Origin of the sequence: Allosphingosinicella vermicomposti (genome assembly GCF_003012815.1) — a bacterium.
In the GTDB taxonomy this organism is placed as follows: domain Bacteria; phylum Pseudomonadota; class Alphaproteobacteria; order Sphingomonadales; family Sphingomonadaceae; genus Allosphingosinicella; species Allosphingosinicella vermicomposti.
Window position 1 is genome coordinate 157,160 of the sequence record NZ_PXYJ01000001.1, and the last position, 26,974, is coordinate 184,133.

Consider the following 26,974-nt stretch of genomic DNA (forward strand, 5'->3'; position numbering starts at 1 on the left):
GTTATTGCGCGCTCCTGTTGCGTGTCAGCTTCATGGCCCAGCCAAGGGCGAACAAAGCGATGGCCAGCATGATCGATAGAGCCGCTGTGTAAAAGCCGACCTTGGCCTTGGGCGGGCCGAACAGCAAATGGTCGAGCGTCGGCACGAGCAGGCTGAGCATATGGCCCGCGAGCAGAGCCCAGGCCGCAACGAGTGGAAGCGTGCCGAACCGCCGGGTCAGCGCAGCCCAAATGAGCGCGGCGGCGATCAAAATTTCTTCGAAGGCGAGGGGGATGAAACGGGGATTGCCCCACCAGCGCGCAACTTCGCCCGACAGGATCAGCGCCGCGATGGCGACGGCCAGAAATCGCAGCCGCTTTTCGCTTCTGCCGGAGACGGGCACCGCCTGACTCAGCCCTTCGGCCGAAGCCAGTCCATCAATTCGTGAAAGCGCAGCACTTCGTTGAACGCGATGCCGCCCAGGCCATTATGATGCCAGCGGATGACGCCGGGCAGCGGACGGAATTTTTCCAGCGTGACGATGACGTCGTCGCCGGGATTAAGCTCCGTATCCACCTCGACGCGGACGCCGCCTTGCGAGATATCCTGCACCGTCGCGGTGATGACATGGGCGCCGATGCGCAGGGTGGCGAGGCGGTCTACCTCGACGCGCGGCATGCGCGGCTGCCAGCCGTCTTCCTGGATCTGGTTGGACAGCAATTCCTCGACATCGATCGGGCGGTCGAACTGGACGCCTGCATTCGAATCGCTGACCCACATGATCGTGCCGTCGATCGATTGGGAGGATTTGAGTTCCACCGTCACGCGCTGACCGACATTGAAGTCGGAATAGATATGCACGATGAGCCCGCCCGCCGACACATTGCGGATGAGGCAGAGTTCACGGCGGCCGTTCACGATCAAGGTGCCGACGCGCAGAATCCGGATACGCGGCGACTGGCGGCGCGGATCCTGTTCCGGCATTTCCGTTGAAAAGGAGAAAACCGTCTCCTCCTCATTCGCCTTGTTCAGCATGCAGCTGCCCTTTGCATCTGAGCGTGTTCCATTCCGGATCATCTATCCGGAAACGGTTTAAGAATGATTTACCGCGACCGTTCTAAACCGCCCGCCGGTGCGATTAAAAGCTCATTTCCTCATAAATATGGCGGACATCACCCTTCCACGCGTTCTGATAATGGTCGAGCAGAAGTTCGGCGGGCGTCGTGCCGCGCGCGACGACTTCACGTAAGGGATCGAGATAGCCCGTCTCATTGTCCCCCGATGCATTGATGCGACCGCGCGCGTTGAGGCCGCCCGCCGATATGTCGAGGATGCGGACGCCAAGCTCGCGCAACGTCTCGCCATCCGGAGTCCGCGTCTTGAGGCCAAGCTTTGGAACCTCGTCGCGCAGCCGCTGCCGATCCGCGATCGACCAATGTTTGACCGCGTCCCACGCCGCGTCGAGCGCGGCCTGATCGTAGAGCAAGCCAACCCAGAAAGCGGGCAGGGCGCAGATGCGGCTCCACGGCCCGCCGTCCGCGCCGCGCATTTCAAGGAAGCTCTTCAAACGCACTTCAGGGAAAGCGGTGGAGAGATGGTCGTTCCAATCCGAAAGACGCGGCTTCTCGCCCGGAAGGACGGAGAGTTCGCCCTTCATGAAATCCCGAAAGGACAGGCCCGCCGCATCGATATATTTGCCGTCGCGGAAAACGAAGTACATCGGCACGTCGAGCGCATAATCGCGATAGCGTTCGTAGCCAAAGCCATCTTCGAACACGAACGGCAGCATGCCGGTGCGGTGCGGATCGGTGTCGGACCAGATATGGCTGCGGAATGAAAGGAAGCCGTTGGGCTTGCCCTCGGTGAAAGGCGAATTGGCAAAGAGCGCGGTGGCGAGCGGCTGAAGCGCGAGGCCGACGCGGAATTTCTTCACCATATCGGCTTCGGATGCGTAATCGAGGTTTACCTGGATCGTGCAGGTGCGCAGCATCATGTCGAGGCCGAGCGAGCCGACGCGCGGCATGTGGCGCAGCATGATGCCGTAGCGGCCCTTCGGCATCACCGGCAATTCGGCGCGCGTCTTGTCCGGCCACATGCCAAGGCCGAGGAAACCAAGGCCAAGCTTGTCGCCAGCTTCCTTCACCTGACGAAGGTGGCGGCCCGCCTCGGCGCAGGTTTGATGAAGATGTTCGAGCGGCGCGCCCGACAGTTCGAATTGGCCAGCGGGCTCAAGGCTGATCGTGCCATCCGCACCGGCGAGCGCGATGACGTTGTCGCCCTCCATCACCGGCTGCCAGCCATATTCGGTGAGCGCCATCAGCAGGTCGCGAATGCCGCCGGGCTCGTCATAAGAAGGCGCGCGATGATCGTCACGGCGATAGACGAATTTTTCGTGTTCCGTGCCGATCCGCCATGCTTCAGGCGGCTTCTCGCCCTTGACGAAGGGAGCGAGCAAATCGTCGCTCGTCTCGATGAGGGGATCGTTTCCGCCTGAGGCCACGCGTGTCGTCATGCGCGGTGCTGTAACGGGGCGCGATGCCGTCCGCTAGCGGGTTTAAGATCGTGGCGACATCGACCAATCGCCAGCCGCGCCCATCCAGATGCTGATCGCGGCTACGGCCGCCGTGTCGGCGCGCAAGATGCGGGGACCGAGCGATACCGCACTGGCGGCGGCAATCGCACGGATCGTCTCGCGCTCTTCATCCGTGAACCCGCCTTCCGGCCCGATGAGAATAGCGGCGGGCCCGGGCCGGGCGGTGGCGGCGAAAGGCTCACCGCCCATTTCATCGGCAAAATAGAGGGTGCGATCGTCCGGCCAGTCCTTCAGCACGGCGTCCAGCTTTCTAGCGTCGTCGAGCAAAGGCAGGGCGGTTCGCTCGCATTGCTCGGCAGCTTCGACCATATGCGCGAACAGGCGATCCTGGTTCAGCCGGTCGACGATGGTGCGCCGGGTGATGACCGGCACCAGGCGCGCGACGCCCAATTCCGTCGCCTTCTCGACAATCCAATCGATCCGGCCCTTCTTGATCGGCGCGAAGAGCAGCCAGAGGTCCGGCACTGGTTCGAGCCCGCGCAGCTGCCGTGTGATGCGGAGCAACAGCCGCTTGCGCCCAGCCTCCTCAATCGCGGCCAGCCATTCGCCGGTGCAATTGTCGAACAGTTTCACCGCATCGCCGGGCTGCAGCCGCAATACGGCGCCGAGATAATTGGCCGGAGCGCCGTCCAGGGTCAGCGCCAGATCCTGTGCGAGCGGCTGATCGACATAAAGGCGCGGGAGGCTGGACGGCGGCCAGGCGGGCGTTGCGGGCATGGCATCGCTCTAGCCGCGCGTGGTGCCAAGGTCGAGACGCTGTCGATCACTGACAAATCGCAAGGCGCCTGGTGCTGAAGCATTTTAATGTCCCGCATCCGGAGGCAAGAGATGAACGCAAACAAGGCATTGTGGGAAAAAGGCGATTTCACCCGGCTCGCCGCGACGATCCGGGATAGTGGCGAAGAGCTTGTCGATACACTCGGCATCCGCGAGGGGATGGATGTTCTGGATCTCGGCTGCGGCGACGGAACAACCGCCCTTCCCGAAGCGGAGCGCGGCGCGAACGTTCTGGGCGTCGACATCGCCTCCAATCTCGTCGCGGCCGGACGGGCGCGTGCCGCCGCGGCGGGGCTCGACAATGTCCGCTTCCAGGAAGGCGACGCGTCCGACCTTCGCGATCTTGCGGACGAAAGCTTCGATCTCGTCGTCAGTATATTCGGGGCGATGTTCGCGCCGAGACCCGTCGACGTCGCCCGCGAAATGGTCCGCGTCACGCGGCCGGCCGGGCGGATCGTGATGGGCAACTGGATTCCGGGCGACCCCACGCTTGTCGCGCAAATCCTGAAGATCAGCGCAAGCTACACGCCGCCCCCGCCCGAAGGCTTCGTCAGCCCAGTCACCTGGGGCATTCGGCAAGAAGTCGAGAAAAGGTTCGCGGCGGCGAGCGTCGATCCCTTCGCGATCGACTGCCAGCGCGCGACCTACACCTTCCGCTATCCGGGTCCCCCGGAAGATTTCGTCGCCTTATTCCGCAACTATTACGGCCCGACGATGAACGCATTCGAAGCGGCCACGGCGAACGGGCAGGAAGACGAGCTTCTGGCCGAACTCAACCAGCTTTTCATCGAACAGAATAAGGGCGGCGCGGCGAGAACCGAAATTCCCGCCACTTACCTGAAGGTCACCGTCCAGCTGTGATCCGGTGCGATGAGGAGCGAGCTGCGAGTCCGGCCCCCGGAGGCCGTTTCCACACCTCATTCTCCGCCGTCGTCATGCAGGTTTCGCGATCCTCATCCGTCGCCGGGCAGAAAGCCCGGCTGGCATCGAGAATCTCGCCGCGCGCGCGTATGCGGTGCCGCTTCGACAAGGCATTGGCGAGCGTCGCGAGATCCTGCGCAGGATCGGGCCGCTGCGCCTCCGGATCGGGGCGGATCGTAAAGGTGCCCGGATTATAGACGATCTGATAATTGTTCGACGCGGTGAGCGACCCCTGACCGATCGCATAACGGCCAATCCTCTCGCCCGGCGCGCGGGCGACGTTGCCGGTCAGCACATCGCCCTCAACCAGCGTCCCGCTTGTCACGACATATCCCAAGAGGGGGTCGTCCTTGCCGGAATATTTGGTGGCATTGTTCGCCTGTACGACGAGCGTGCGGCGGAGAATGGAAGCCAGAGTGGAGGCGGGAATGACGATGTTGTAGTTGCCCACATCGGCGCCGCTCACCACGGCATTGGTGATGTTGACCGTCTTGCCATTTGCGGCATTCGCGTTGTCGAACGCAAAATCCGCCGTCGCCGTCAGGATATCGCCATCGACCTTGCCGTTGAAGGTGAACGAACCTGTCGTCCCGGCAGTGCCGTCATAGGTCTTGTTCTGGGCCGTTGCGACTGCGGTAATGTCCTTTTTCAGGATATCGGCCAAGGCGCTGACGGGAACGACGAGATTATAATTGCTGGCGTCGCCCCCGGTCAGGATCGTGCCCGCAATCGTCACCGTCTTGTCCGTCCCGGCATTCTTGTCGTCGAACCTGAAGGTCGTGCCGGCGGTATTGACGTTGTCGTCATCCAATATGCCGTCCAGCGTAACCGATCCGGTTCCCAGGTTGTTGCCGTCATAGGTTTTGTCGTTGGCCGTGACGGTGGCTGTGACCGTCTTCGGGGTGACTGTGATGAGGCCGTTATTGACGAAGGCCAGCGCGTAGCCGCTGAGCGGGCTCATGGATCCCTGGCTGGCCGTTACGCCATAAGGGCCGCCCACCACGCCCGCCTTCATCGCCGCGCCCGCCGAACTGATCAGCGGGGTGCCCGAGAAGACGCTCTCGGCGGTGTCGGCAAGGAAAGCGCCGGAAACGCCCGCCTGCAGGCCGCCGACCGTATACATAGTTGCCAGTGCGCCGGAGAGATCGTCGCCATAAGTCTTGGTGGCGCCCGTCGTGGAGATGGTGACCGTCGGCTGATAGGCGAAAACGTAGCGGTTGCCCGAAAGGCTGTTGATCGCCCGGCTCGTCATCGTGCCGTTCCACACGGCGTGGTTGTTGCTGTCCAGCCCACCATAGCTGTGCCCCGCCGGATTGGTGAGGTAGATCGCCCAATGATCGAGCGCGGTAACCGCATCGTTGCCGCGCGCATTGACGAAGGTGCCGCCGCTCGACAGGCCGACCAGATTGCCGCGCACCTGACCGCCGCTCGCAATGGTGAAATTGCCGCTCGTCCGGACCGAAATGTCTCCGGTGCCGCCGGCGACCACGCCTTCGACCACGAGGTTGCCGACATTGTTGAGCGACAGCGCGCCGGACGAGTTGCCCAGTGCGGCGATCCGGTTCGCGCCGTTCAGGATGGCATTCGAACCGGCATATTGGAGCAGCGCCGTATCGATGACCCCGGTCACCGATATCGTGCCGTCGCCCGCGTTCAGGACAACATGATCGGCGGTGATGTCCTGCCCATCGATGCCGCCATTGGCTGAAACGGGCATATTGAGGGCGACAGTCTCTGCGCTGAGGCTGCCGAAGCGGATGCCGCCGGTTGTCGTGGTGATCGCGATATCCTGATCAGCCACGACAGTGTCGAGATCGAAGCTGCCCGCCGTCATGATCGCCGATCCGCCCGCACTGACGGTGCCGTTGACAGTCAGGCTGCTAAGAGCAACCGCGCTGCCGACGATCACATCCCCATCCGTGGAGATCGCCGCGCCACCGGTGCCGATGGTAATATTGCCGCTGCCATCGATGCTGATGTCGCCAGCGTTCAGAGCAGCGAGACTTGCGATCGTCTTGTCTCCATCTCCCGAAATCGAAAGATCGGACGCGGAGGAGAGGGCGCCGGCGACGATGCCGCCTGCCGCGATGGCCAGCGGGCCTCCAGCGGTTTCAACCCTGTCCGCTGTAAGAAGGCCGCCAGCAGTAAGGCTGATGCCGCCTCCGGTCGACCGAAGGAGCCCGCGTGCGGTGATCGTCCCGGCGTCGATGGTTATGGTGCCTGCTGCGGACACCTGTCCGCCGCTAGCTTGGCCAAGCCTTGCCGCGCCGTTGGTCGCGACGCGCAGCGTGCCGCCGGACGACAGGTTGCCGGTGCTGACATCGCCATCCGCTTCAATCCCAACAGAGCCGCCGGCATTGATACTGCCGTTGACGGTCAGGCTGCCGAGCGCAACCGCGTCGCCAACGATCACGTCCCCGTCCGTGGAGATAGCCGCGCCGCCGGTGCCGATCGAAATGTCGCCCTGACCATCGATCCTGATGTCGCCAGCATTCAGAGCCTGAAGGCTTGCGATCGTCTTGTCCCCATCGCCCGAAATCGAAAGATCGGACGAGGAGGAGAGCGCACCCGCGACAATGCCGCCTGCCGCGATGACGAGCGGGCCTCCTGCGGCGTCGATCCTGTCCGCAGTGAGGAGTCCGTCAGACGTGAGGCTGATGCCGCCGCCGCTCGATCGCATGAGCCCGCGCGCGGTAAGTGACCCGGCATTGACGGTGATCGCGCCCGTCGCGGCCACCTGTCCGCCGCTGGCCTGACCGAGCGTGGCCGCGCCATCGGCGGTTACCCGTAATGCGCCGCCGGACGACAAATTGCCCGTGGTGACATCACCACCCGCTTCGATCGCAAGATAACCATCGGCAGCAATATTGCCGGTTGCCGTCACATTGCCCGATGTCGAGAGCAAATCAACATCGCCGGAACTCGCCACATTGCCATTGAACGTCATGTCGCCAATGGTTCGAACCGCGCCGTTCAGGTCCACGGTGCCGTTGATGACGAGCGATCGTAGCGCGCTGGACGCACCGACCGCGCCCCCCAATGTCACGGACGCGGCGGTGATCGAGAGGTCGCCCCGGCCGGCATTTCCGTCGATGCCGTTGGTGAAATTGACGTTCCGCCCCGCAGTCAAAGTGGCCGTATCCGAGACGATCGTCTGCCCCGCCACCTCGATATCGTTGACCGCCGAAAGCGCGGCGCCCGCAACGAAATCGACACTTTGACCATCAAGAGAAATGGTCCGGCCGTAGACCCCATTGCCGATCTGGATTCCGCCCGCCGGACCCGCCTGCGTCAACGTCACGTCGCCGTTGAGCGACCGAAGACCGGTCGTTCCGGACGACAGGCTGAGTATGCCGTCCTGCGCGGAAATCAGGATATCGCCCGATACCGTGATGTCGCCGATCGCGAAGTCGCCGGCGGTGTCGTAGATGCTGAGATCATCGCCGATCGTCAGGTCCGCAAAGGCATCAGCGGACCATGACGCGGCGGTCATGGTGAGGCTGCCGCCGGTCGATACGGCGCCCGTGTCGATGGTGCCGGCTGCCGTCAGATCGATATCGGAAGCGGCACTGACATTCTGCGCGTCAAGATTGCGCCCGGCGGTCAGGGAAACAGTCCTGCCGCTAGAAACAGCGCCGCCCGCAGCCGCATCGATGTTGAGATCGCTATTCCCGCCTGCAGTGCCGATGATAACGGCCCCAGCCACTCCCCTGACCAGGCCGGAGATTGTCAGCGTTGCGTTGTTGTTGAAATAGAGGGCTTGAGCACTCGTGAAGCCAGCAAGTTCTGCGATGGTGTTGGCGCCGGTCAGATTGGCCGTGTTGCCCGATGTCCCTGAAAGGCTGGCCGCGTTGATTGAGGACGTCTCAGCCTGAACGATAGAGGCTGCCGAGTTCAGGGCGAGATTGCCGAGCGCGTTGATGGTCCCATCGAGCAAGATGTTGCCGGTGCCTGATGTGGAAAGCTCGACATCGCCAGTTGCCGACGACAATGCGCTTCCCGCCGCAAGCGCCAGGTTCGCGCCGCTCGACAGAGAGATCAGGGCCCCGTTTATGGTGCTGCCGTTGGCGGCCGTGAGGCTACCGCTCGTCGTGATCGCAACGTCCGCGGCGCCCGCGTCGAGCAGGTCGTTGATCGACAGATTGACGACATTGTTGAGGCTCAGCCCGCCCGTCGATGCGCCAAGCACCGCGATCCTGTTCGCGCCTACAAGATTGGTTTGCGATCCGTTGTAATGAAGCAGCGGCGTGGTGACGACGCCGGATATCGTGGTGGTGCCGGCGCCGCCGTTCAAACGTACGACGGTGCGCCCGGTGACATCCTGCCCGGTTATGCTGCCGTTCGCCGAAGCGCTCAGGGCGGCAGAGACATCGTCGCCGCTCAGGCTGATGAAGGAGAGATCGCCGGCTGTCGCCAGCAACGCGATATCTTCGCCCGCCGCCACACTATCGAGATCGAGACTGCCAGCTTCCATCGCGACGGACCCGTCCGCGATGACGGCACCGGTTACGGTCAGGCTGTTCGGCGCATCGATATTGCCGACGATCACGTCGCCCTCCGCGTCGATGCTGCCGACCACGACATTGCCGCCGCCTTCGATCAAGACGTTTCCGGTGGCAGTAGAGCCTAGTTTTCGGGCATCTAGGCTGGCAATCGTCTTGTTGCCATTCCCCGCGATGGAAATCTCGCGGTTCGAATAAAGCACGCCGGCCGTCAGGCCAAGGCCTTCGATTTCAAGACTCCCACCATGGGCAGTCACCGATTGCGCCGTGATGGCGCCGGTATTGGCCGTAAGACTGATGCCGCCACTAGAAACGAGGTCACTAAGCAGCGTCAGATCGCCAGCTTCAATCTCGACCGACGTCCCATTAACCAGACCTCCCGCCCGGCCCAACGTCACCGAACCGTCGGCTGCTATCTGCAGACGTCCCCCAACGCTCAAATTTCCGGCCTCTAGGTCGCCGCTCGCCGCGACTTCGAGGTAGCTGCTCGACAGGTCTCCAATCGCAGCCGAACCTGTTGCAAGGATTTCGAAGCCTCCTCCGACCGCGACATCACCCATCGTCAGGGTTGCGGCATTTCCGGTGCGGATGAAGGCCGCGGACGCCACGAGCGTGCCCGCGGCAATATTGCCCGGGGTCTGGACGTTGAAGACGGTATCGAGAGTGACATCGCCCAGAGTCAGATCGCCGCTCACCGACAGGTTGCCGCTCAACCCCGTAACAGGATCGAAGGTGCGGAATGAGCGCGCGGATATGTCATCCGTCGTTACGCCGTGAACGCTTTTGCCGATTCCGATGTCCGATTGCCGATCCGTCCCGCCCAGAAGCGTGACACCGGCTAAATCGATATCAGCGTTGATAGCGTCGAGAAGCAGCATCTCCTCGCCAATGCCATCGCTGTTCGACTGGATCGTCAGCCCCGACGCGCCGGTGATGTCACCCGCCGTGCTGGCGACCGTCACCTCGCCCTGCGCACGCTGGATTATGCCATCGACGCTGCCGAGCGAAACGGACTGACCCTGCACGCGATAATTGCCGCCCGCATCCACATTGGCCGCGACCGTGGCCGTGCCGAACGCCGATACGATATCGATATCGCCTGGGCTGTAGAGATCTCCATTGAACGTCACATCGCCGCTGGTCCGGACCACGCCGTTCAGCTCGGCCCGTCCGTCGACGGTGAGCGAGGTGAGGGCATTGGTGGCACCAACGTCGCCGTAAAAATACGCCATATTTCCGGCCGTGATCGACAAAGCGCCGGTTCCGGCCGCGCGGTCGATCGTATCGTGCACGTAGATGTCGTTTCCGGCCGTCAACGTCACCGGACCTGAGACCTGCACCCTTCCAGTGGCAGAAATATCGGTCGTTGCTGAAAGGCCGATATTCGGGCCAATCGTGATAACGCCGGTCGTATTTATATTGATGGAGTTTGCGGTGATCGCGTTCCCGATATTGATCCCGGCCGCCCCTCCGGACGCTTGGGATAGAGAGATGTCACCGTTTAATGATTGAAGCCCGGTTGATCCGGGCAGGAGGCGGAGCAACCCGCTTAGCGTGTGAATGCTGATCGACCCCGACATGGAGAGATCGCCGATTTCAAAACCGCCGCCCGTATCGGTAATCGATAAATTTCCGCCAACATCCAACTGAGCGAATGCATCGCTGGACCATTGTTCGGCGCGTAGGCTCAGGTCGCCTCCGACCGACATAATACCCGTGTCGATGGTTCTACCCGCAACTAAACCAACATACGAACCACCGGTTACATTCTGGGCGTCGATATCCCGGCCCGCCGACAGGTTCACGAGGTCACCGGAAACCGATCCCCCGGCCGCTGCATCGATGATGAGATCGCTGGTTGCGCCGCCAACAGAAATAACAACTGGGCGCCCCTGCGCAGCTTCGACGCTGCCCGTGACGGTCAGCGTTCTATCATTTGTGAAACTGACTCTGCCCCCACTTACGAGACCCGCCAAGGTCGACACCTGATTCGCGCCGGTGAGGATCGCGTTGCCTGCGGCAATTCCAAACAGGCTGCTGGAGAAGATGGAGGATGTTGCCGTTTGCGTGAGCGCGCCTGACGATATCAGCCTCACCACACCTGGACTATTGATCGTCCCATCCAGCGCAATAAGTCCGCCGCCGACGGTGGACAGCACGACATCGGAATTTGCCGACGACAAATTGCCGCCTACCTGGCTTAGACTGCCGCCATTCGTGACGTTGATCGTCAGCGTGCCCGGCGCGCTGAGAGTGCCCACGGTGAGGCCGCCGCCCGTGTCGGTGATCGTGAACTTGCTGTTGGCGCCCGTCAGGTTCGGGTTGAAGCCGCCGCTGAAATCCTGCGCGGTAATCGCATAATCCCCGCCGACGGTAACGTCGCCTTGATAGATCATGTTCGACGCGTTGAGCATCGCGTCGCGGGTAGAGGTAGTGCTCGAGAAAGTGATGTTACCGGCAGTCGCGGTCGCGCTTAGATCGCGCCCAGCACTGACGGCCGAGGCCTGCATACTTTTTCCCTTAAGAAGGATGTCGCCGGTCGATGTCAGGTTTTTACCAAGAACTGTGCCTGTAGTGGCAACAGCCTCGATCCTGGCAAGGCTGACGTCGCCCTGAAAATCGATGTTGCCGGAGTCGCTTTGGGCCTTGATCCAACCGTTCCCCGAGCCGTTACTGATGCTTCCCTCAATCTGAATGTTGCCGAGGTTTGATATCCACGTTTCACCAAATAATACTAGGCTGTTTCCTATTAATAAATTACCTCTCGCCGAGAGAGTCGATGGGCTATCGAATAAATTCAACACATTTATCGGATTTGGGGAAAAAATCTCCAGATTTCCCGCCGATTGGGCTTGCCTGATTTGGACTGAGCTGTTGGCGAAGACGCCGATATCGGCAACATTACTTGTATGTGTTTTGTAGGTTACCAATGTGCCGGACGAATTGATATTGACTCCTCCACCCGTTGCACCGGTATCGGGCGCCAACTCGATGCCACTAGCTGATACACCGGCGGAGAGCACGATCCCGCGATCGGAGGGGCTTGCCGTCGTCGCGGCTAGGTAACCTGCAACTCTCAGCGTTGACGCGCCGGCACCTTCTTGCGCCGCCATGGCGGCATAAATGTTCCGACCGGTCACTGAACCTGCAAGTGTAACGTCACCGCCGGTCGTCCCTCGCGAGATGGTAAGCGATAGCGGGCTTCCTATTCCCGATATAGTCACTTCCTGTGCGGTAACGATAACCACATCATCGGCAGCCGCAATCACGCCTAACCTCGACAGTTCGTCACGCCCATTAATGTGGATGCCGCCCGCTGACGCTAAAACAACCCTACCGCTTTTTGTTCTGACTTCTGCGCCCGATAGCACTTGGACCTTAGCCGAGGAGTCACCAGCCAGCTTCATGGCCCCGCCGTCCATGAAATCGTCGGAGTCCATGCCGAGTGTGCTTGCAACAAGCCCACCAACGTTCACATTAGCGCCGGTCCCAAAAACCACACCGTCGGAATTCAGGATATAGACGTCGAGATTGGACGGGCCGTTGATCGCGCCGGTAATTGTAGACTGGTTGCCGCTCTGATCGCGGTTCAGCACCGCGCCTCTTTCGCTGCCTCCATAGGTGAAATCTAAGCGATTCCCGGTCCCGACATTGAATGTTTCCCAGTCGATGATCGTATTGGTCTGATTGAGGCCAACCGTCATTGTCGAGCCGTCCGACGTGATCGTCGGCGCGGGGCCAGCGCCGAAGGTCGGGTTCGTGGGCAGCGCTTGCGCGCCCGCGCTGGTTGCGGCGAGCGGGACTGAGACGAGCGCGGTGGTGGCGACGAGGGTCAGGCGGAACGTTTGGGCCATGCGCGGTGTCCTTTACCGGACTTTCGAACTGAACTGGGTGGTAAGCGAAACAAGGAAGCGGCTGGACGCGGTCGCCGGATCGGTCGCGAGCGCCTTGTCTTCGGGGATCGCGTACATGAATTCGAGCGCGGCACGCCCGAGCAGGCTGAGGCGCGCGCCAAAGCCCCAAGATCGCAGGATGCGGCCATCTTCAGCCGTGAAGCGGTCGAGGTTCCACACCTTCACATGATCGTAAAAGGCAAAGGCCTGCGCCCGCACCGGGCCGGTCAGCGGCAGCTCGGCACGCGGTTCGAAGCGGAAGCCGAACGCGCGGTCGCCGCTCGTCGCGCCCGGATCATAGCCGCGGCCGAGGCGGTAGTTGCCGATCGAATATTCTTCGAAGCTCAGCAGCGGATCGTCCGCATATTGCCCCTGCACCGATGTGGCGAAGCTGAGGCCGGGCAGGACGCTTGCCATGCCGTCGAAGGTGCCGCGCAGCACGATCGCTTCCGGGTTGCCGTCGGTGCGGCTGAGCGCCAATTCGCCCTCTTCGCTCGCATTCAGGATGCCGAGTCCCTTGCGCAGTTCGATCGAACCGCCAAGCGCATAGCCGTCGGGCGCGCCAAAGCGCGGCGCGCGGATGCCCCCCTGAAAGCGGGCATAGAAGACGCGCAACTTGTCGCGGGTGATGAGAGGGCCGTTGTCTGGTTCGCCGAGATAAGAGCGCTGCTCGATCAGCTCGAGGCCCGCGCCAACGCTCACATTTTCGCGCACAGCCCGGACGAGCGGCATTGCGGCATCGACCGAGAAGATCAGCGAGCGTGACTGGAAATCGAGCGATCCGATATCCGGATACGACCAGGCATAGCTCACCTGCGCGCCGAGCGTGCCGCCGCGATCGTCACCGAAGAAATGGCCGGCCTGAATGGTCTGCTGTTCATCGACGTCGAAGGTCGAGGACAGGCCGATGAAGGTGCGGTCGGAAAGGCCCGTGAGCCCGTAAAAATCGGCCCGCACGGACGTGCTTTCGCGGCCGATCGTCCGCGATCCCATATTTTGTGCATTCGTGGTGACCGTCCACGGCGTGTAAGCGACCGAGAGGATACCGTTCACCTCTCCGGGCGCGGCACCGGCGGGACGCAGGTTGAGCGCCACGTCGAGCCCGGGCACGTCGCCCGCGATCAGCAGGATGCGCTCCACCTCCTGACGCCGTAGCGCGCCAAGCGCCTTCAACTGCGCGATGCGCGCCGTGATGGTCGCCTTATACGGGCCGGGGTTGCCCATGATTTGCACGTCTTTGAGGCGAGCGGGGATGATCTGCAACGCCGCTTCGCCACCGACGATTTCCTGTGGCGGAATGTCAACCGAGGCGATGTAGCCCGCAGCATTCAGCCTGTTCGCGGCCTCGTCGCGCAAGGCGCAAAGCGCCGACAACGGCTGGCTTCCGGCCTTGGGCGTCACACCTGACACATGCGCCAGAATCTCGGCTGGAAGCGCCTCGCCACCCGGACCGACGAACCGCAGCCGGTCGAGGCTCACTTCCAAGGGCGAATTTTCGAATGCACAAGGCGGACGCGCCACATCCTGCGTGCGAATGTCGACCTGGCCGCGAGATTGCGCCTGTTGTTCCGGCAAAATCTGGATCTGTTCGCGAGAGGGAAGCGCGTCCTGCGCGGATGCTGCGGCACCGATGCCGCCTGCGATAAGAACGGACGAACGCAACAGGGCGCGCGCATGCGCACCCACGCCAACCATAACCATTTGATTAACCCCCAAGAAACCAACCTTCTATCGCATTTTTTAACCGTTGCGTCGAGAAGGTGATTGATCTGTGATATCAGTGACTTGACTTGAGATTGCTCTCGAAGGTTGGAGCGACTCGCAGAAGGCAGAAACGACGCCCCCGGAGGCCGCGCTTCGAAATCGACGATTTTAGAGGTTGGTGGAGCCGAGGGGAATCGAACCCCTGACCTCTGCAGTGCGATTGCAGCGCTCTCCCATCTGAGCTACGGCCCCGCGCTTTTCTCGCGAAGGCGCTTCCAATAACTCTCCCAAAGCGGCGATGCAATCGGCCAATTGGTGGATCAGGCCTTGCCAAATCCGTTTCGCCGCCGCTGCACCACAGATCGGCTCTTCATCAGGAACGCCGCCTTTTCCGCTTCGTTTTGAATGGCATCGAGCGGGTCATGCCCGCCCGCGCCCCGTTCTGGTGCGCGCACGATCAACGAAGGAGAGAGACGAGATGGCAAATTACCGCAGTGACAATCGCTCGGGCGGGCGCTGGCAGGGTCGGGATCAGGAACGTGGCAGCTATGGCCGCGATTATGACCGGCGCTACGGGCGCGAGGATGACGATCGCGGTTTCTTCGACCGCGCGGGCGATGAAGTCCGCTCCTGGTTTGGCGACGAGGACGCGGAGCGCCGCCGCGAGCGCGACCGTATGCGCTGGGAGGCCGAAGGGCGTGACCGCGGCTGGACCACCGGCAGCTCGAACGATCGCGGCGACTGGAGCCGTGGCGGTTATGAAGGGCGCGGCTGGAGCGGCGAGCGCGCTGGCGGCGGTTGGGGCAATGAAGTCTCCAGCGGATTGGGCTATCGCTCCAGCGGCGGCGGCTCCAGCAATTATGAAGATGGCCCCGGCGGTTATGGCCGCAGCTCCGGCTCCAGCGCCCAGGATACCTGGGGCGGCTCAGGCTTTGGCGGCAGCGAATTTGGCGGACGCCGTTTCGACCGCGCCGACGTCGGCAGCACCGGCACCCATGGCGCGCATCCGATGACAGCGCCCTACGGTGCTGGCGGCGGCTTGTATGGCAATACGGGCAGCGGCTATCGCAGCTCGGCGCGCTCGGCGGCCATCTATGGCGCGAGCAGCAGCTCGGGCGGTGATCATCATGACCGCAGCTATTCGGAATGGCGGAGCCGCCAGATGGGCGAGCTCGACCGCGACTATGACGAATATCGCCGCGAGCACCAGTCGCAGTTCGAACAGGAATTCGGCAATTGGCGCTCCAAGCGCCAGGGTCAGCGTTCCTCGCTCGGCAAGGTGACCGAGCATATGGAAGTGCTCGGCTCCGATGGCGAGCATGTCGGCACGGTGGACAAGGTGCGCGGCGACCGCATCATTTTGACCAAAAGCGATGCGTCGGCCGGTGGCCATCACCATTCGATCCCGTGCAGCTGGATCGAGACGGTCGAGGACAAGGTCACGATCAACAAGAGCGCCAGCGATGCCATGAAGGCGTGGCAGGACGAAGAGCGCAGCCGCGCCCTGTTCGAACGCGAAGATTCGGGAAGTGACGGCCCCCGTGCTTTGAACCGGAGCTTTTCCGGCACTTACTAGTTGTAGGCTTTGAGGCCGCCCCAATTCACGAGCTTGGGGCGACACAAGGGCCCGGCCGGCGCTTCAACAGCACCGGCCGGGCTTTTTGTTTTTAGGCATTGTGAGCCCTCCCTCAATCTAAGCCCTTCCCCATCAAGGGGGAGGGCTTTTATCGATACGTTTGCCCAGCTAATCTCCCCCAAAACACAGGAGAATTCCGATGACCGGCACCAAGGCATGGCACCTCGTCTCCCGCCCATCGGGCATGCCGACGATGGATAATTTCGAACTGAAAGATCTCGACCTCCCGCCGCTGGGGGAGAATATGGTGCGGGTCGAAAATAGCTGGCTGTCCGTCGATCCTTATATGCGCGGCCGGATGAACGATGTGAAAAGCTATGTGCCGCCCTTCGCGCTTGGGGAGCCGTTGCAGGGCGGAGCGGTCGGCACGGTCGTTGAATCCAATGCGCCGGAGCTGAAGGTTGGCGACAAGGTCCAGCATATGCTCGGTTGGCGCGAGCAGGCGGTGGGGCCGGCCCAGCTTTTCACCAAGCTTCCCGAACTGGGCGTCGCGGACGAACAATGGCTCGGCAATCTCGGCCTCACCGGCGGCACGGCTTATTTTGGCCTGCTGCGCGTGGCGGAGGCCAAAGAGGGCGATATCGTCTTTGTGTCGGCGGCGGCGGGCGCGGTCGGGTCGGCGGTGGTGCAGATCGCCAAAGCGAAGGGCATGACCGTGATCGGATCGGCGGGCGGCGCGGATAAATGCGCCTTTGTAAAGGAACTCGGGGCCGACGCGGTCATCGATTACAAGGCCGGGCCGGTGGTGAAGGCGCTGATGGAGGCGGCTCCGAAAGGGATCGACGTGTATTTCGACAATGTCGGCTCGGACCATCTCGACGCCGCCTTCGCCTGTGCGCGGCAAAATGCGCGCTTCGCGATCTGCGGCATGATCGACAGCTATAACAAAGGCGAACCGCAGTCCTTCCGCTACATCATGCGGGTGATCGCCGCGCGTATCCAGATGCGGGGCTTCATCTGGACCGATTATCTGGGTGAGATCCAGGATTTTTACCGCGACATGGGCGGCTGGATCGCGAACGGCCAGGTGAAGTCACGCGAAACGGTGCGCGATGGGATCGAAGCGACACCGCAGGCCTTTCTCGACCTGTTCAGCGGCGGCAATATGGGCAAGATGCTGGTGCGGCTGTAATCCCTTCCGTCATGCTGAACTTGTTTCAGCATCCATGTCGATGGGATCGCGAAGGCGTCCTGATGGACCCCGGATCAAGTCGGGACTGATATACTTGACAAAGCAATCCTCTGCCAGTAGGTAGAGGGCATGGATATCACCGCGCCCCGTTTCACGAATGAAGACGCAGCCCGCGAGCATCTGGAGGCCCTGCGCTGGCCAGATGGCCCGTTCTGCCCGCATTGCGGTTCATTCAGCGCAAAGCGGCTCCCTCCGCAGCGCGGGCGCAAGACGAAGGCACATCCAGAAGGGGCGCTCCGCAAGGGCGTGGTTCAGTGCAACGATTGCCGCGAGCAGTTCACGGTAACGGTCGGCACCCTCTTTGAAAGCAGCAAGGTTCCGCTTCACAAGTGGGTGCTGGCAACCTTCCTGCTTTGCTCGTCCAAACGCGGTATGTCGGGCCACCAGCTCGCCCGCATGCTCGGCGTGACTCAGAAGACCGCGTGGTTCATGTCTCACCGCATCCGCGAGAGCATGCGCCCTGCGGAAGGCGAACCGCCGCTAGGTGGTGAGGGCAAGACGGTTGAAGCGGACGAAACCTTCATTGGTGGCAAGGAAAAGAACCGCCACAAGAGCAAGCGCGCCACGCGCCGCCTTGGCGGTAGCTGGGGCAAGGAAACCGTCTTTTCTCTGGTCGAGCGTGACGGCAAGGTTCGCTCAACCCATGTTCAGAGCGTGACCGCTGCCAACCTCAAGCCGATCCTTGTCGAGCAGATTGACGCGGCCACCACGCTCTGCACCGATGATGCGGGTCAGTATCGCCACATGCACCGCGCCTTTAAGCATGAGATCGTGAACCATAGCGCTGGCGAGTATGTGCGCGGGACGGCTCACACCAACACGGTCGAGGGCTATTTCTCGATCTTCAAGCGCGGCGTGGTCGGCACCTACTACCATATGTCTCCGAAGCACCTGCACCGCTACTGCGTCGAGTTCGACTTCCGCTACAACACGCGTAAAGACAACGACTTCGAACGCTGCGAGCAAGCCCTCAAGGGCATCACTGGCAAGCGCCTTACCTATCGGCGGGCTGACCACATCGGAGCCTAAGAAGGTTGGACCTCCCCGCGAGATCGGGGAGAAGCGAAAGCGCTACTTCCGCTGATCCTTCTGTTTCAGGTCCGACTCTTTCGGCGGCTTGTGCGGCTTAGGCGGCGTGTTCAGCATCCTGCGGAGCACTTCGTCTTCCTCAGTGGACTGCATGGGACACTCCTGCCAGCTTCGCCACTCGGCCAATTGCCCCAGTCTCGTCGCCTCTGAAATGGAGGACGCCAGATAAGCGATTAGTGGCCTGCTGACGAACCTTTGCAGTGACGGCCTTCTCTCGCTCTAGCAGGGCCAATATTTTGATGTCTAAATGCTCTTCGTGCTCGGCGCGCATTTGGACATAAAGAGCTTCGAGCACGCGAGCATCACTTGTCCCCAGAAAAATCGCTACTGGCGGGCTCTCATCATGTCGGATCACAAAGTCTGGTAGAAAGTCGGACAGTTCGGCGGAGATCGGCGCGCCTTCACTTATAAGCGCCCTTCCGCCGATTTGCTCATTCAACATGCGCTGGACATCCAATCGGAAGGTGCTGGCCACTCGATCCTCAGAGAGTAGCAGCAGGTCGCTCACGCGGAGCATAAACGAAATGAACCTCATTGCCGCAGCAGGCAAATCATCTTCGGAGACGCTGCTTAAGCGGAATTCGCGATCGCCTTCGTCGAGCGACACCCCGTATTCAGCTTGCAGCTCCGCGAAAGCCTCAGCACGGCTCTTGTTTGAGAGGTCAAGGCCGCTAGCTTCTAGGTTCGGAAACACCAGCCCACTGTCCTGAAGCTCGAACAGCCCATTCCCCTCTCGCTTCACGTAAAAGCCGATGCGATCACCATCCGGAAAGGCGAACGCGGTGCTAACCGCCAGCCCGAATGGAAATTCTCGCACGGTGATTTCATCACAGAAGGCTCGGCAAAGCTGTTCTTTCACAGCAACAAACCTTGTTCTCCGGAGGCTGCGCCATCCGCTACCCTGAATGCTTTGTAGGCGCGGTTTACGGCCTCAATGTGTCCCATCTCGTAAGCTCTAACCCGGTTGTAACCTCCCTTTGGAGGAATGCGAATTCCCCCCGGACGCTGTCGCGTTGCACCTGTCGCAAAGTCGCTCAATTCGGCGCATTTGGTGTGCCAGTGCCAGCTTCCGTGATCGAAGTGGTGTTCTAGACACACCACGATAGCCAGTTCTTCAGGCCCTCGCTCAACAGCCAGATACGCGATGTAATTCGCCTTTTCTAAGTGGAACGCGATTAAAATGCGGCCAGAGATGGCCCCGCACTGGTAGTGGTCCAGCTTCCACCACCATTGATTGCCAAGGATAAAGCTGCGCTTCCTCGCCAAAGGGAATGCCGTCTTAGACATCCTTTGCTTGGTATCCAGGGCGCCACATTTCCATTGCCCAGCCTTGGTCAGTACTTTTGGCGTTTTCAGGAAGGCTCGAATTTCCAAGGGCGCAACCTACCCGCGCTACGAGGAACGTCAAGCGGAACTTTGTCACGTATATCATTCCCGATCAAGTCCGGGGTGACGACTTTCATCAAGCCAGCGCCTTCACCCGTTCGCCGATGCGGGCCAGATCCTCGACGAACCTCGCATATTCCGCCTCGCGATTGTCGCGGACGCGCAGGATGAAGCTCGGGTGGACGGTGACCCATGCTTCGCCACCATCATCGAGCTGATGCGCCGAACCGCGCAAGGATGAGATGGTCATCGCCCGCCCGAACACCTGCCGCACTGCGGTCGCGCCAAGGGCGACGGTGATGGGCGGGCGGATCAGTTCGCGTTCTTTTTCATACCACCAGCGGCACGCCTGGATTTCCGGAGTCTGCGGCGTTTGGTGAAGCCGCCTCTTACCGCGCATCTCGTGTTTGAAATGCTTGACCGCGTTGGTGACATAGGCGCGCGTGCGGTCGATCCCGGCTTCCTCCAGCGCCTTGTCGAAAAGCTGTCCCGCCGGGCCGACGAAGGGGCGCCCGGCTAGGTCTTCCTGATCGCCCGGCTGTTCGCCGACGAACATCAAGGGCGCGTCGACCGGCCCTTCGCCGAACACGGTCTGTGTGCCGATCTTGTGGAGGTGGCAGCGCGTGCAGCCGCGGGCCTCTTCAAGCAACGCCTGCCAGGCGGCAAGCGCATTGCCGCCGGGCTGTAGGCGGCGCTCTGCCGCCCCCGCCGCATCATGTCCCGATTGCCGAACCTCCGCAGCAACCTTGGTGCGCGATCGTTCGACCATCTCCGCCTCCCGTGCCTGGGCGCCTGCGATCAACTTTCCGACCAACGCCGTCTCGGGCATGTTTTTCCAATATTTCTTCGGCATCTCCTTGGTCATGGCTTTGACCTTCACCCGCGCCGGATTGAAGATGGACGCGTAATAGGTCTTCCACGTCTCCTCGATCGGATCGCCCTCGGGAGCCTCGGCCTGCGTCGCGCCCGGCCCTTCGGTCAGCCGCTCGCCATCCCAGTGGATCGACACTTCAGGGGTCAGGATCGACCAGCGCATGGTGTTGAAGCGCCGGACGAAGAAGCCGGCATTGGTGCGCACGATATGATTGTCGGGCTCGAACCAGGCGACGTAGCGCGCGCCGCCGTCCGGCTCCTCCACCTCGCGGAACCGCACGAAGGCGTGCATCTTGTGCATGTCGCGCCGCACCTCCTTCGCCATGCCCTCGATCCGGCGGACGAGCGGATCGGCCTGATCTTCCAGCATGCGCGGCTGTGCGCGGACGCGCAGCAGCAGGGTGTAGAGCAAGGAGAATCGCTGCGGATCGCGGTGGCAGATCGCGGCGCGTGCGAGGGTGACGAACGGGCGCGGCACGGAAAAAGCGGGCGCATCGGCGGGAAGCACCGCTTCCTCCCCGAACAGGTCGCCCGGGCTATCCCCGGCCGACCATGTCACACCCTCCGGCGGCACATGGGCCAGCACAAGCGCGCGGGCCGCATCGCGCCAACCGTCAAAATCCTCTTCATGAGCCAGGGTCACGGCGCGCATGAGGGATCAAGCATCGAAGGAAAGGCGCGTTCCAAAAGCGCCTTTCCGACATGGACCCTAGAAGGGGCTGACGTTTTCGACGAGGATGAGCCAGCCATTTTCACGGCGTTGCCACACGCGCAGATAAAAACCTTGCTTTGCCGTTCCTTTATCGTCGCTCCAATTGGCGGTGCCATAGGTATAGCCAAGGTCGCCCGCCGCCGAAACGCCGCCGCCCTGATGTTCGGTCTTGAGGTCCGCGGCACGGCCCGCAAGCACGGTCCGCGCAGCTTCGATGCCGTTGACTGCGGGTGCCTGGTAGCCAAGCAAGCGCACTTCCGGCGCATAATGGGCAGCGGCCTTCGCATCGGCCACCGGCAACACGCTCAGAGCCTTGTCCTCGTCCTGCAGCATTGCCCAGGCTTTTTTCGCCTTCATCCGCTTCACCTTGGACACGGGCACGGTGAACACATCGGTCGTCGTTTCGGAGGCTAGCTTGCGCGGTTTCGTTCCCTGATCCAGCAGCCACTTCCAATTGCCGTCCGGCTGTTTTTTCCAGACAGTGAAATACTCGCTATAGGCTTTGTCGCCGCCATATGATGCCGGCCCGGTCGTAAAGCCAAGGTCGCCGGATTGGGCGATACCCGCCATAGTCGGCCACCACTTGATGAAGCCCGCGTCGGCTGAGTCGGGCCAAGTCCCAATGAACTCTTTGATATTTTTGACGCCCTCTTTGGTGAGCGCGATGCCGTCCGGCGCGGAATATTCGAGGAAGGTCTCCTTTACGGAAATCTCCTGGTGCCGCCTTGCAAAGGCATTCTCGGCAGCGATGACCGGAAAAGCGGATGGCGCGGTCAGCCTCTCGCCAGTGTCGGCCATCGCCGGCGCGGACAACGCCACGGCAACCACGGCCACAAGGCCGCCCAATCGTATACAAGCCATTTTAAAACTCCCCTCGGCATCCGGCACTCCGGCTGCCCCCCTGAGCTACATAGCAGTCAAAATCATGCTGCAAAGAGTTCCAGCTGGGTCTGGGGGGGCTGTATTCTACGAAGCAGGTCGTTTTTGTCGACTAAACTGGTGGGCCGCCATCCATCGGCGACGATGAAGGGCCTGATTTTCTTCAATGACAGGGTCAGACGGCCGATATCGTCGAGCGTGAGTCGTCGCCAGCGCCGCGAAACCAGGATGCGGTCGACAGCCTTCACGCCCAGACCCGGGACGCGCAGCAATGCTTCCCGGGGTGCGCGGTTGACGTCGACGGGAAAATGTTCGCGAAATTTGAGCGCCCAAGCGAGTTTGGGATCGATGTCGAGCGGCAACATACCGGATTTGTCGGTCGCCGCGATCACCTCATCGGGCCGGAAATTGTAAAAGCGCATCAGCCAATCGGACTGATACAGGCGATGCTCGCGCATCAGGGGCGGGCGCTGCAGCGGCAGCACCGCGCTTGCGTCGGGAATGGGGCTGAAGGCGGAATAATAAACGCGCCGCAGGGAGAACCGGCCATAAAGGCGGCTCGCTCTTTGAATAATCGCCCCATCATCCGCCGCATCCGCGCCCACGATCATCTGCGTGGATTGGCCTGCGGGCGCGAAGCTCGGCGCCGACTTATACCGCGCTTTCGCATCTCTCCCGTCTTCAATCGCGACCTTCATGCCCTTCATCGCGCCTTCGATCCGGCCGCCATCCTTTTCCGGCGCCAGGCGGGCAAGTCCCTGATCGGTCGGAAGCTCGACATTGATCGATACGCGATCGGCATAAAGGCCCGCTTTATGGATCAACTCGGGATCGGCATCGGGAATGGTCTTAAGGTGGATATAGCCGCGAAAATCATGATCCTCGCGAAGGCTCCGCGCCACTTCGACGATCTGCTCCATCGTATAATTGGACGAACGGATGATGCCGGAGGACAGGAACAGCCCCTCGATATAATTGCGCTTGTAGAAAGCGAGGGTGAGCTGAACCACCTCCTGCGCCGTGAACCGCGCGCGGCGCACATTCGAACTCTTGCGGTTGATGCAATAATGGCAGTCGAAAATACAGCTGTTGGTAAGCAGGATCTTCAACAGCGAAATGCACCGCCCGTCCGGCGCATAAGCGTGGCAAATGCCCATCCCTTCGGTCGAGCCGATCCCCTTGCCGCCGCTGCTGTCCCGCTTCTTCGTCCCCGAAGACGCGCAACTCGCATCATATTTCGCGGCGTCCGCAAGGATCGCGAGCTTCTGGCGGGTGTCGAGTTGAGCCATGTGTTCGATATATGTTCCTGTGCGACCAATGTCCAGCGTCCGCCCGCGCGATCGGCGATAGCTTGCCTGAACGCGCGGCTCGACTAGGGTGCGCGCCAAACCGATCAGGAGACCGCGATGCGCTTCACTCTCGCTTTTGCCGCTGCCCTTGCTTCCACCTCACCGCTCGCCGCCGCGCCGTCCGACGATTTCGCGAAGCTGCTCGACGATCATTATGCCTGGCTGCTGCGCAACGCGCCCACTTATGCGACCACGCTCGGCGTTCGGGATTATGACGACAAGGTACAGGATTACAGCCTCGCCGCGCAGGATCGGTATGCGTCGGAGGCGGCGGCCTTCTTGAAGCGGTTGCAAGCGATTCCCGCCGACCAGCTCACCGATACGGACCGGACCAATCACGCGATCCTGACGCGGATGCTGGGCGAAACGGTGGAGGCCAATCGTTATCCGCAGCGTACCATGCTCTTCACCACTTATTATGGCTGGCATCAGGGTTTTGCGAGCCTCGCCGACGATCTGCCGTTCCAGACGAGGGCGGATTATGAAAGCTACCTGACCCGCCTCGGCCTTTATCCCAAACTCAACGATCAGGCGCTTGCCGTCACCGCGCAGGCGGTGAAGGGCGGCTATGTTCTCCCCTGCTCGGTACTCGGCAATTATGAGCGGACGATCGCGGGCGTCATCGCGCAGGATGTGACGAAATCGCGCTTCTACGGCCCGTTCGCGCGCACTCGTCCGTCCGCCATTTCTGAAAGCGATTGGGCGGCGCTGCAGGCGCGGGGCCGGGCGGCGATCACGGATGTCGTGAACCCGGCTTATGCCAAGCATCTCGATTTCTACCGCACCCAATATCTGCCGAAATGCGCGAAGGCCGATAGCGTGTCGGCGCAGAAAGGCGGCAAGGATTATTACGCCTTCCGGGTCCGTGCGGAAACGACGACCGACCTGACGCCGGAGCAGATCCACGACATCGGCCTCAAGGAATCCGCGCGCATCCGGGCCGAGATGGAAAAGGTCGCGAAGGAGGCGGGCTTTGCGAGCCGCGAAGCCTTTATCGCGGACCTGCGCACCAATCCCGCTTATTATGCGAAAACGCCCGAAGAATTGCTGGAAAAGGCCGCGGCGGAAGCCAAGAAGATCGACGGCAAGATGCCGACCCTCTTCGGCCGCCTGCCGCGCCTGCCTTACGGCATCCGCCCCATTCCGGCCGAAATCGCGGAAGGGACGACCACGGCCTTTTACGGTCAGGGATCGCCGGAAAGCGGCCTTGCCGGCACTTATTATGTGAATACGTCAAAGCTCGATCAGCGCCCGTTCTGGGAGCTGCCCGCGCTGACCGCGCACGAAAGCGTGCCGGGCCATCACCATCAGATTGCGCTGCAGCAGGAAATGGAGCTGGCGCCGTTCCGCCGCAACTTCACGCAATTCACCGCCTTCACCGAAGGCTGGGGTCTGTATGCGGAAAGCCTGGGCGAGGAGATGGGCCTTTACGATACGCCCGCCAAGAAAATGGGCCAGCTCTCCTACCAGGCCTGGCGCGCCGCGCGGCTCGTCGTCGACACCGGCATCCATGCCAAGGGCTGGGACAAGGCCAAGGCCGTCGCCTTCATGAAGGACAATACGGCGCTGACCGAGGCTAATATCGATGCGGAGGTTAATCGCTACATCAGTTGGCCGGGCCAGGCGCTTGGCTACAAAGTGGGCGAGCTCAAGATCCGCGAATTGCGGGCGAGGGCGGAAAGGGTGCTCGGCGCCCAGTTCGACCTGAAGCGCTTCCACGACGCAGTGCTGGCCAACGGTTCGGTGCCACTCTCGGTGCTGGAAGCCGAAATCGATCGTTGGATCGCAGCCTATAGCGGCGTGAGCGGACCGGTGTCGTAACTAGAGGCCTATCCCCTCGATGGGTGAGGGTGATGCTTCCGGAAAAGGCGGCGCCCTGCGTCGTAGATCACCCCCCACCCAACCTCCCCCATCAAGGGGGAGGGGAATGAGTTTTAACGCGGCTGCGCGTTGTCCTCTTCGCGCTCGCGGATTTCCGCCTCGACAGCGGCGGCGTCGGCATCGATGCGGCCGAGGCGTTCCTGGCGCGCTTCTTCAATCAGGCGGTTCCAGTTCACGTCGTCGCGATTTTGGCGTTCCAGTCGAGCCTGGTTGAGCAACTGCCCGAAGCACCCTGTCCAGCCGCCGGGTCCGGTGGGCGAGCAGCTGCCCGCGCCGGTGCGGCCGACATAGGACAGCTCTTCCACGCGATTGGACCAGGCATTGTTGCGCTGATCGCCTTCCTCGCGAAGGTTCTGCGGGATGCGGTAGCGGTCTTCTTCCGGCAGCTTGGCGCAGACGTTGATTTCCGTTTCCGTACTCGCCGGGCACGTATCCTCGCCATAAATGTAAAGCTGGTTGATCTTGATATCAGCGGGCCCGACGGCGGGTGCCGCAGCCTGTTGCGCGGCGGCGGGCGCGGCAAGAATGGCGGCGGCGGTCAGCATATATTTCAGCATGGGATCAAATCCTCTTGGAAAGCGCGATCGCGGCGCGGCAGCCGGCGCGGATGAAGGCGGTCAGGACGGGATAAGCGACGGCATTTTCGGCGCCCGCCGCGATCGCGGTGTCGCGATGTTCAAGCTCTTCGGCCTGGAATTCGCGGATGGTTTCGGCAAGCTCGGGCTCGTCGCTGCCGAGCGCGTCCAGTTGCTCGGCATAATGTTTGTCGATTTCGGTTTCGACGGCAGCGGTGCAGGCCATGGCGGCGTTCGGGCCGATCAAGGCGGTGGCAGCGCCCAATGCGAAGCCAGCGACGTTCCAGAATGGCTGGAGGAGGGTGGGGCGCACGCCGCGTTCCGCCAGCATCGCGTCGAAATGCTTGAGGTGGCGATCTTCCTGCAGCGCCATGCCTGCGATGAGGCGCGCGGCGGGGTGGCGGTCGCCAAGCACGGCAAGCTGCCCGGCATAGATGCGGGTCGCGCCATATTCGCCCGCCTGATCGACACGTAGCATGGATGGCACGTCCGCCCGCCGGTCGCCGGGACGCCAGCCGCGCGTTGTAAGCGTTTCGCCCGTCATGCCAGCGCCATCGGTCGCCTGAGGCTGAGCCATAGGATCAATCCCGCCGCTCCAAGGGAGATAAGAGCGTTCCAACCGGCGAGCGACAGGCCGAGGAACGTCCATTGCACTTCATCGCAACGAACGAGCGGGGTCGCCATAATATCCGCGAGGATATCGGCATTGGACGCGCCGGCGGTCCCGCCAGCCGAACAGGTTGTGATGCCTTCGAAGAAGCCCCATTCGACGCCCGCATGATAGACGCCGATCGCGCCGCTCAGCGCAATGGTAAGGGCGGCGAGCCACACGAAGCTGCGCCCCTTGTCCGGCCCGCGTGCGAGCAGGAAGGCGATCAGCGCAAGCGGTATGGCGGCGAAATGCGGATAGCGCTGCCACCAGCACATTTCGCACGGATGGAGTCCACCGATCATTTCCGAGCCATAGGCGCCCGCAAGGAGCGAGACGGGGATCAGCAGCGACAGCCAGCGTGCCTTATCGAGATTGGTCAAA

The 26,974-nt window shown here is 61.9% G+C and carries 20 protein-coding genes and 1 tRNA gene; 5 read left to right on the forward strand and 16 right to left on the reverse strand.

Annotated features, from left to right (window positions below; genetic code table 11):
* Window position 1: 1 nt before the first annotated feature.
* From C7I56_RS00795 to C7I56_RS00810, 4 genes are all read right to left on the reverse strand, one after another.
* Window positions 2–382 (reverse strand): hypothetical protein, encoded by a 381-nt coding sequence (locus C7I56_RS00795; protein ID WP_106638662.1) that lies wholly within the window; start codon window positions 380–382, stop codon window positions 2–4.
* An 8-nt stretch (window positions 383–390) separates the two neighbouring features.
* On the reverse strand, window positions 391–1,014 hold the full coding sequence (locus C7I56_RS00800) for a PilZ domain-containing protein (protein ID WP_158702940.1): 624 nt from the start codon (window positions 1,012–1,014) through the stop codon (window positions 391–393).
* 103 nt (window positions 1,015–1,117) lie between these two features.
* The gene (locus C7I56_RS00805; RefSeq protein WP_106638664.1) at window positions 1,118–2,491 is read right to left on the reverse strand and encodes a glutamate--cysteine ligase; all 1,374 of its coding nucleotides are present in this window, start codon (window positions 2,489–2,491) and stop codon (window positions 1,118–1,120) included.
* Between the two features lie 42 nt (window positions 2,492–2,533).
* On the reverse strand, window positions 2,534–3,289 hold the full coding sequence (locus tag C7I56_RS00810) for a 16S rRNA (uracil(1498)-N(3))-methyltransferase (protein ID WP_106638665.1): 756 nt from the start codon (window positions 3,287–3,289) through the stop codon (window positions 2,534–2,536).
* A 111-nt stretch (window positions 3,290–3,400) separates the two neighbouring features.
* Between C7I56_RS00810 and C7I56_RS00815 the strand changes: the two genes are divergently transcribed.
* Entirely contained in the window at window positions 3,401–4,210 is an 810-nt protein-coding gene (locus C7I56_RS00815) for a class I SAM-dependent methyltransferase (RefSeq protein ID WP_106638666.1), read from the forward strand.
* Here C7I56_RS00815 and C7I56_RS00820 read toward each other — a convergent pair.
* The 4 genes from C7I56_RS00820 to C7I56_RS12685 all read right to left on the reverse strand — a co-directional run bounded on the left by C7I56_RS00820 (window position 4,194) and on the right by C7I56_RS12685 (window position 14,824).
* A complete protein-coding gene (locus C7I56_RS00820) occupies window positions 4,194–12,626 on the reverse strand; it encodes a YDG domain-containing protein (RefSeq protein ID WP_106638667.1) in 8,433 nt (2,810 codons plus the stop codon). The two genes, C7I56_RS00815 and C7I56_RS00820, sit on opposite strands and share 17 nt — an antisense overlap.
* Before the next feature lie 12 nt (window positions 12,627–12,638).
* Window positions 12,639–14,366: a ShlB/FhaC/HecB family hemolysin secretion/activation protein gene (locus tag C7I56_RS00825; protein WP_158702941.1), complete on the reverse strand. Its 1,728-nt coding sequence runs from the start codon at window positions 14,364–14,366 to the stop codon at window positions 12,639–12,641.
* A gap of 179 nt (window positions 14,367–14,545) precedes the next feature.
* A tRNA-Ala gene (locus C7I56_RS00830) sits at window positions 14,546–14,621 on the reverse strand.
* Window positions 14,622–14,689: 68 nt separating this feature from the next.
* The gene (locus C7I56_RS12685) at window positions 14,690–14,824 is read right to left on the reverse strand and encodes a hypothetical protein (protein ID WP_280951938.1); all 135 of its coding nucleotides are present in this window, start codon (window positions 14,822–14,824) and stop codon (window positions 14,690–14,692) included.
* A gap of 23 nt (window positions 14,825–14,847) precedes the next feature.
* On the opposite strand from C7I56_RS12685, the gene C7I56_RS12210 reads away from it, so the two are divergent.
* The 3 genes from C7I56_RS12210 to C7I56_RS00850 all read left to right on the forward strand — a co-directional run bounded on the left by C7I56_RS12210 (window position 14,848) and on the right by C7I56_RS00850 (window position 18,226).
* Complete coding sequence (locus C7I56_RS12210) at window positions 14,848–15,945, forward strand: DUF2171 domain-containing protein (RefSeq protein ID WP_245409547.1); 1,098 nt, start codon at window positions 14,848–14,850, stop codon at window positions 15,943–15,945.
* 199 nt (window positions 15,946–16,144) lie between these two features.
* Window positions 16,145–17,137, forward strand: coding sequence for an NADP-dependent oxidoreductase (locus C7I56_RS00845; RefSeq protein ID WP_106638669.1), 993 nt, complete (start codon window positions 16,145–16,147; stop codon window positions 17,135–17,137).
* Between the two features lie 129 nt (window positions 17,138–17,266).
* A complete protein-coding gene (locus C7I56_RS00850; protein ID WP_106638670.1) occupies window positions 17,267–18,226 on the forward strand; it encodes an IS1595 family transposase in 960 nt (319 codons plus the stop codon).
* 139 nt (window positions 18,227–18,365) lie between these two features.
* On the opposite strand, the gene C7I56_RS00855 is transcribed toward C7I56_RS00850, so the two are convergent.
* The 5 genes from C7I56_RS00855 to C7I56_RS00875 all read right to left on the reverse strand — a co-directional run bounded on the left by C7I56_RS00855 (window position 18,366) and on the right by C7I56_RS00875 (window position 23,425).
* Entirely contained in the window at window positions 18,366–19,145 is a 780-nt protein-coding gene (locus C7I56_RS00855; RefSeq protein WP_158702942.1) for a DUF1828 domain-containing protein, read from the reverse strand.
* Window positions 19,142–19,660: a hypothetical protein gene (locus tag C7I56_RS00860; RefSeq protein ID WP_106638672.1), complete on the reverse strand. Its 519-nt coding sequence runs from the start codon at window positions 19,658–19,660 to the stop codon at window positions 19,142–19,144. The genes C7I56_RS00855 and C7I56_RS00860 overlap by 4 nt, the downstream gene beginning before the upstream one ends.
* Before the next feature lie 88 nt (window positions 19,661–19,748).
* The gene (locus C7I56_RS00865; protein WP_106638673.1) at window positions 19,749–21,197 is read right to left on the reverse strand and encodes a UdgX family uracil-DNA binding protein; all 1,449 of its coding nucleotides are present in this window, start codon (window positions 21,195–21,197) and stop codon (window positions 19,749–19,751) included.
* 57 nt (window positions 21,198–21,254) lie between these two features.
* Window positions 21,255–22,118 carry a hypothetical protein gene (locus C7I56_RS00870; protein WP_158702943.1) on the reverse strand — a complete coding sequence of 288 codons (864 nt, stop codon included), beginning with the start codon at window positions 22,116–22,118 and terminating at the stop codon, window positions 21,255–21,257.
* Window positions 22,119–22,180: 62 nt separating this feature from the next.
* Window positions 22,181–23,425: a putative DNA modification/repair radical SAM protein gene (locus tag C7I56_RS00875; protein WP_106638675.1), complete on the reverse strand. Its 1,245-nt coding sequence runs from the start codon at window positions 23,423–23,425 to the stop codon at window positions 22,181–22,183.
* A gap of 117 nt (window positions 23,426–23,542) precedes the next feature.
* Here C7I56_RS00875 and C7I56_RS00880 point away from each other — a divergent pair, with 117 nt between their 5' ends.
* Window positions 23,543–25,306, forward strand: a complete 1,764-nt coding sequence (locus tag C7I56_RS00880) for a DUF885 domain-containing protein (RefSeq protein ID WP_106638676.1) — start codon at window positions 23,543–23,545, stop codon at window positions 25,304–25,306.
* A gap of 113 nt (window positions 25,307–25,419) precedes the next feature.
* Here C7I56_RS00880 and C7I56_RS00885 read toward each other — a convergent pair whose 3' ends face one another.
* Genes C7I56_RS00885 through C7I56_RS00895 form a run of 3 tightly spaced genes read right to left on the reverse strand, consistent with a single transcriptional unit; the run spans window position 25,420 to window position 26,973 of the window.
* Complete coding sequence (locus C7I56_RS00885; RefSeq protein ID WP_106638677.1) at window positions 25,420–25,923, reverse strand: hypothetical protein; 504 nt, start codon at window positions 25,921–25,923, stop codon at window positions 25,420–25,422.
* A gap of 4 nt (window positions 25,924–25,927) precedes the next feature.
* On the reverse strand, window positions 25,928–26,485 hold the full coding sequence (locus C7I56_RS00890; RefSeq protein WP_106639557.1) for a demethoxyubiquinone hydroxylase family protein: 558 nt from the start codon (window positions 26,483–26,485) through the stop codon (window positions 25,928–25,930).
* The gene (locus C7I56_RS00895) at window positions 26,482–26,973 is read right to left on the reverse strand and encodes a disulfide bond formation protein B (RefSeq protein ID WP_106639558.1); all 492 of its coding nucleotides are present in this window, start codon (window positions 26,971–26,973) and stop codon (window positions 26,482–26,484) included. Before C7I56_RS00895 ends, C7I56_RS00890 begins: the two co-directional genes overlap by 4 nt.
* Window position 26,974: the final 1 nt, after the last annotated feature.

Excerpts from the sequence above, each read along its gene's own strand:
- C7I56_RS00800 (WP_158702940.1), bottom strand. The coding sequence starts at position 1,014 with ATGCTGAACAAGGCGAATGAGGAGGAGACGGTTTTCTCCTTTTCAACG.
- C7I56_RS00805 (WP_106638664.1), bottom strand. The coding sequence starts at position 2,491 with ATGACGACACGCGTGGCCTCAGGCGGAAACGATCCCCTCATCGAGACG.
- C7I56_RS00810 (WP_106638665.1), bottom strand. The coding sequence starts at position 3,289 with ATGCCCGCAACGCCCGCCTGGCCGCCGTCCAGCCTCCCGCGCCTTTAT.
- C7I56_RS00815 (WP_106638666.1), top strand. The coding sequence starts at position 3,401 with ATGAACGCAAACAAGGCATTGTGGGAAAAAGGCGATTTCACCCGGCTC.
- C7I56_RS00820 (WP_106638667.1), bottom strand. The coding sequence starts at position 12,626 with ATGGCCCAAACGTTCCGCCTGACCCTCGTCGCCACCACCGCGCTCGTC.
- C7I56_RS00825 (WP_158702941.1), bottom strand. The coding sequence starts at position 14,366 with ATGGTTATGGTTGGCGTGGGTGCGCATGCGCGCGCCCTGTTGCGTTCG.
- C7I56_RS12210 (WP_245409547.1), top strand. The coding sequence starts at position 14,848 with ATGGCAAATTACCGCAGTGACAATCGCTCGGGCGGGCGCTGGCAGGGT.
- C7I56_RS00845 (WP_106638669.1), top strand. The coding sequence starts at position 16,145 with ATGACCGGCACCAAGGCATGGCACCTCGTCTCCCGCCCATCGGGCATG.
- C7I56_RS00850 (WP_106638670.1), top strand. The coding sequence starts at position 17,267 with ATGGATATCACCGCGCCCCGTTTCACGAATGAAGACGCAGCCCGCGAG.
- C7I56_RS00865 (WP_106638673.1), bottom strand. The coding sequence starts at position 21,197 with ATGCGCGCCGTGACCCTGGCTCATGAAGAGGATTTTGACGGTTGGCGC.
- C7I56_RS00870 (WP_158702943.1), bottom strand. The coding sequence starts at position 22,118 with ATGGCTTGTATACGATTGGGCGGCCTTGTGGCCGTGGTTGCCGTGGCG.
- C7I56_RS00875 (WP_106638675.1), bottom strand. The coding sequence starts at position 23,425 with ATGGCTCAACTCGACACCCGCCAGAAGCTCGCGATCCTTGCGGACGCC.
- C7I56_RS00880 (WP_106638676.1), top strand. The coding sequence starts at position 23,543 with ATGCGCTTCACTCTCGCTTTTGCCGCTGCCCTTGCTTCCACCTCACCG.
- C7I56_RS00885 (WP_106638677.1), bottom strand. The coding sequence starts at position 25,923 with ATGCTGAAATATATGCTGACCGCCGCCGCCATTCTTGCCGCGCCCGCC.
- C7I56_RS00890 (WP_106639557.1), bottom strand. The coding sequence starts at position 26,485 with ATGACGGGCGAAACGCTTACAACGCGCGGCTGGCGTCCCGGCGACCGG.